The 3,586-nt window shown below is 65.6% G+C and carries 3 protein-coding genes and 1 pseudogene; all 4 read left to right on the plus strand.

Going from position 1 to position 3,586, the window contains the following annotated elements; genetic code table 11:
* Positions 1 to 290 precede the first annotated feature (290 nt).
* Positions 291 to 740: a NanQ anomerase/TabA/YiaL family protein gene (locus SY1_RS07090; protein WP_243440619.1), complete on the plus strand. Its 450-nt coding sequence runs from the start codon at positions 291 to 293 to the stop codon at positions 738 to 740.
* Between the two features lie 53 nt (positions 741 to 793).
* A pseudogene (locus tag SY1_RS07095) lies at positions 794 to 1,364 on the plus strand (nucleoside deaminase); the annotation flags it as partial.
* Positions 1,349 to 2,992, plus strand: a complete 1,644-nt coding sequence (locus tag SY1_RS07100) for a single-stranded-DNA-specific exonuclease RecJ (protein WP_015556620.1) — start codon at positions 1,349 to 1,351, stop codon at positions 2,990 to 2,992. The pseudogene SY1_RS07095 and the gene SY1_RS07100, both read left to right, overlap by 16 nt.
* Positions 2,993 to 3,021: 29 nt before the next feature.
* On the plus strand, positions 3,022 to 3,586 hold a 565-nt coding region (locus tag SY1_RS07105; protein WP_208873233.1), incomplete at its 3' end, for an HD domain-containing protein.

The raw sequence follows: 3,586 nt of genomic DNA on the forward strand, positions 1-3,586 counted from the left end.
CGGCCGGGCGCTCATCGTGTCGGAGCGGGATGCCGAGGTCAGGCGGGCCCGCGCGGCAGGGTGAGCGCTTTGCAGAAGGTTCTTTTGTCCATCGCCTCCGCGCCTGTTGGGGATGTGGGTGTCAAGGCGTATAATAGACCAATTGGACGCCGTTTGGCCCTTCGCTTTGCAGGGGTGCTGCATCCTGAAGAAGAGGTCCAAAGGCGCCTTCAAGCGGCCCGCTCCACGGCTGCGGAGCTTGAATGAAGACGTTTGCGGACGCATCCGGACTTGATTGGGGAGATTGAGCGATGATTTTAGGAACGATACAATACCCTTCCCGTTACGGCGGGCTTGGGTCCAGAGTCAGGGCGGGGTTGACCTACCTTGCCGAGCACGACCTTTCCGCCCTGCCCCTGGGGCGTCACGCCATTGACGGCGACGACGTCTTCTTAGACGTCCAGGAGAACAGGACCAGGCCCCTGGCCGATGCGCTCTTTGAGGCCCATCGGCGCTATCTGGACGTCCACGTCACGCTGAGCGGCGAGGAGTGGTTTGGCTACGCCTTGACCTCCAGCCTTCAGGAGGTTGAGCCCTATTCCAGCGAGCGGGACGTGGCCCTCTACAGCGGCGAGGGCGTCTACCTTCAGGCGCCTCCCGGACACTTCATCCTCTTCATGCCGGAGGACGCGCACAAGCCCAACGTCTACTTCAAGCAGGCCGGGCTGATCCGCAAGCTGGTCCTGAAGGTTCGCCTCTAGGGGCTCCACAAGATCAGATCGCTACGGGGCGAAGTGGACGACCTTTTTTTTANGCGCTGCGCCCTGGAGCAGGCGCGTAGCGCCCTGCTTCGCGGGGAGGTCCCGGTGGGAGCCGTCGTGGTGGATGGCGGCAGGGCGTTGGGCTGGGGCGGAAACGCCAAGGTGGCCGACCCCACCGCTCATGCGGAGGTTCAGGCCATCCGCATGGCCGCGGCGGAGAGGGGCGGCTGGAACCTGAGCGGCTGCACCCTCTACGTGACGCTTGAGCCCTGTCCGATGTGCGCGGGGGCCTGCGTGAACGCGCGGGTGAGCCGCGTCGTCTTTGGCGCGCGGGACCCCAGGGCAGGCGCGGGAGGCTCCCTGTACGACATCCTTCGAGACACGCGCCTGAATCACCGCTCTGAGGTCCGGGGGGGCGTTCTGGAGGACGAGTGCGTTCGCCTGCTTCAGGCCTACTTTCTGGAGCGCCGCGGCGGGGGCGGCCCGTCCCCCTTCCGCGGCGGTGGAGCGTCCGGCGAAATAAAATTGCAGTCTTCGGGGGAGGCCCGGCGAGTCGTGGCACGATCGCCCCTGGAGCTTGAGGGGATATGCCTTTGTTGTCGACCTGTATGGATTCCAACTTGAAACTCTTTGAGATGGGCGAGAGCACCCGCAGCCTGGCGCGCTGCGTCCCCTGCTCGGAGCTGACGGCGATGGTCCTTCAGATGATGCAGCAGGGAGGGGTCATGGACATCGCCGACGCTCAGGACTGGATGAATCCGAAGTTTGAGAGGCTTCTGGATTCTCTGGACCTCGGTGCCGCCAGCGCCGTCGCGCGGGACAAGTGGAACGCCAAAAGCTCCCTTGGGAACGTGCTGATCTACGGAGATTACGATACGGACGGCATCTCCTCGACGGTCCTGGCGATGGAGATCTTTCGCCACAAGGCCGTCCAGGTCCGATACTTCATCCCGAGGCGCGACGTCCAGGGGTATGGGCTCAACGCAGAGGTGCTGGAGCAGGTCGTCCGCGGCGGCTGCAACACCCTCGTCGTGGTAGACTGCGGCACCAACGACTCGGAGATGCTGGAGGACCTGGAGCGGCGCGGGCTGGACGTCTTCGTCTTCGATCACCACGCCGTCGCTGAGGCGCCGGCGTTTCAGGCCATCGTCAACCCCTGCGCGGACGGTGGGGGGAAGGCCAGGAAGCTCTGCGCCACGGCGGTGCTCTGGTGCTGGGCGTGGAAGGAGGGCATCCTGCCGCGGGACTGGCTCAAGTACGCGCTGGACCTGGTGGCCCTTGCGACGATCTCCGACTGCATGCCGCTCAACAGCCTGAACCGTTCCTTTGTCCGCCGGGGGATGCGGCTGATGCGGACGAACCCGCGGCGGGGTCTGGGCGCGCTCTTCAGCCGCCTTAGGCTCAACGCCCGGCAGATCACGGAGGAGCAGCTCTCCATGCGCGTGATCCCCTGCCTCAACGCGCCAGGACGCATCTCCTGCGCCGACGTCTCCGTTCGGGCCCTCCTGGGCGTGGGCGGCGACGACGCGGTCTACGAGTGCGCGGGCGAGCTGATCAAGATGAACCGACGGCGCCAGATGATCTCCGAGCGCATCGCGGGGAACATCCGGGAAAGCGGGGAGGACGACCGTCACGTGATGTTCGACGAGTCTTGGCCTGTCGGCGTGTTGAGCGGCGTTGCGAGCCGCATCTGCGCTCAGCGCCGCAGCGCCGTCGCCCTGGCAGCCCCCGTGGGAGAGAAGGTTCGGGGAACCCTCAGGGTCCCCACAGGCGGCAACGCAGTGGGGATATTGAGCGAGATATCGGACCTGCTGGACGCCTGGGGCGGCCATCGCTACGCTGCCGGATTTTCCGTGCTGGCCCGGAATTGGGACGAGGTGGAGGGGAGGCTGGAGGGGCTCCTGGCCGACGTTGGGGTGGAGGATGAGGTCGTCTCCGCCATCAACCTGTCGCCTGCGCGGATTTCCCTGGACGACTGGCGAACGGTCACGGCACTCGGGCCCTTCGGGAACGACAATCCCTGCCCCCTGTTCTACTGCGCCAGCAGCGGGGAGGATCGGGTGGAGCCTTTGGGAAAGGACGGAAAACACAGCGCCGTCCGAGTGGATAACGTCAAGCTCCTGGCCTTCAACGCCGCTCCCGACCTGCAGGACACATCGGGCATCAAGGGGTGGGTCTATCATCCGCGCCTGGACTACTGGAGGAATGAGGAGCAGATCCAGTTCATCCTGGACTATGCTGTAGTGGTTTGACCCTACCCCCGAAAGAGGAGGCGGTAGAAGTGAAGGATGACGATCTGACAGCGGCGGGAGCGGAGCCCGGCGCGAAGGCTGACGCAGCCTCCCCATCTTCCGCCCCCTCCCCTTTGGGGCTTCACGCCGACCGGGACGCGCTGCGGTCCATCTTAAACAGCGTGCCCGCGCTGTCGGGCAACGAGGACCTTCGGGAGATGGCGGCCCTCCGCGACTCCTTTCTGGTCCAGATCCCCAGGCAGTGCCTGACGGAGGCGGTGCGGACGATCTGGCAGGAGCTCTGGTCCAAGGCCATGGCCGTCCTGACGCCCTCGCAGATGCGCCAGCTGGGCAGGGCCTTCGTGTTCATGGCCAGGGCCCACGCGGACCAGAAGCGCACGAATGGAGACCCCTATATCGTCCACACGCTCTCCGCGGCGCTGATCCTGGCGGGGATGCGGCTGGACCTGGCCAGCCTGACGGCAGCCCTGCTCCACGACGTGTTGGAGGACACGGACGTCACCAAGGACGAGCTTCGGGAGGGCTTCGGGGACGAGGTGGTGACCCTCGTCGACGGGGTCACCAAGCTGGGCAAGCTGCCCTTCATGTCCATGG

The organism is Fretibacterium fastidiosum (assembly GCF_000210715.1).
Classification (GTDB): Bacteria; Synergistota; Synergistia; order Synergistales; family Aminobacteriaceae; genus Fretibacterium; species Fretibacterium fastidiosum.

Coding starts and splice junctions, on each gene's coding strand:
- SY1_RS07090 (WP_243440619.1), top strand. CDS start 291: ATGATTTTAGGAACGATACAATACCCTTCCCGTTACGGCGGGCTTGGG.
- SY1_RS07100 (WP_015556620.1), top strand. CDS start 1,349: ATGGATTCCAACTTGAAACTCTTTGAGATGGGCGAGAGCACCCGCAGC.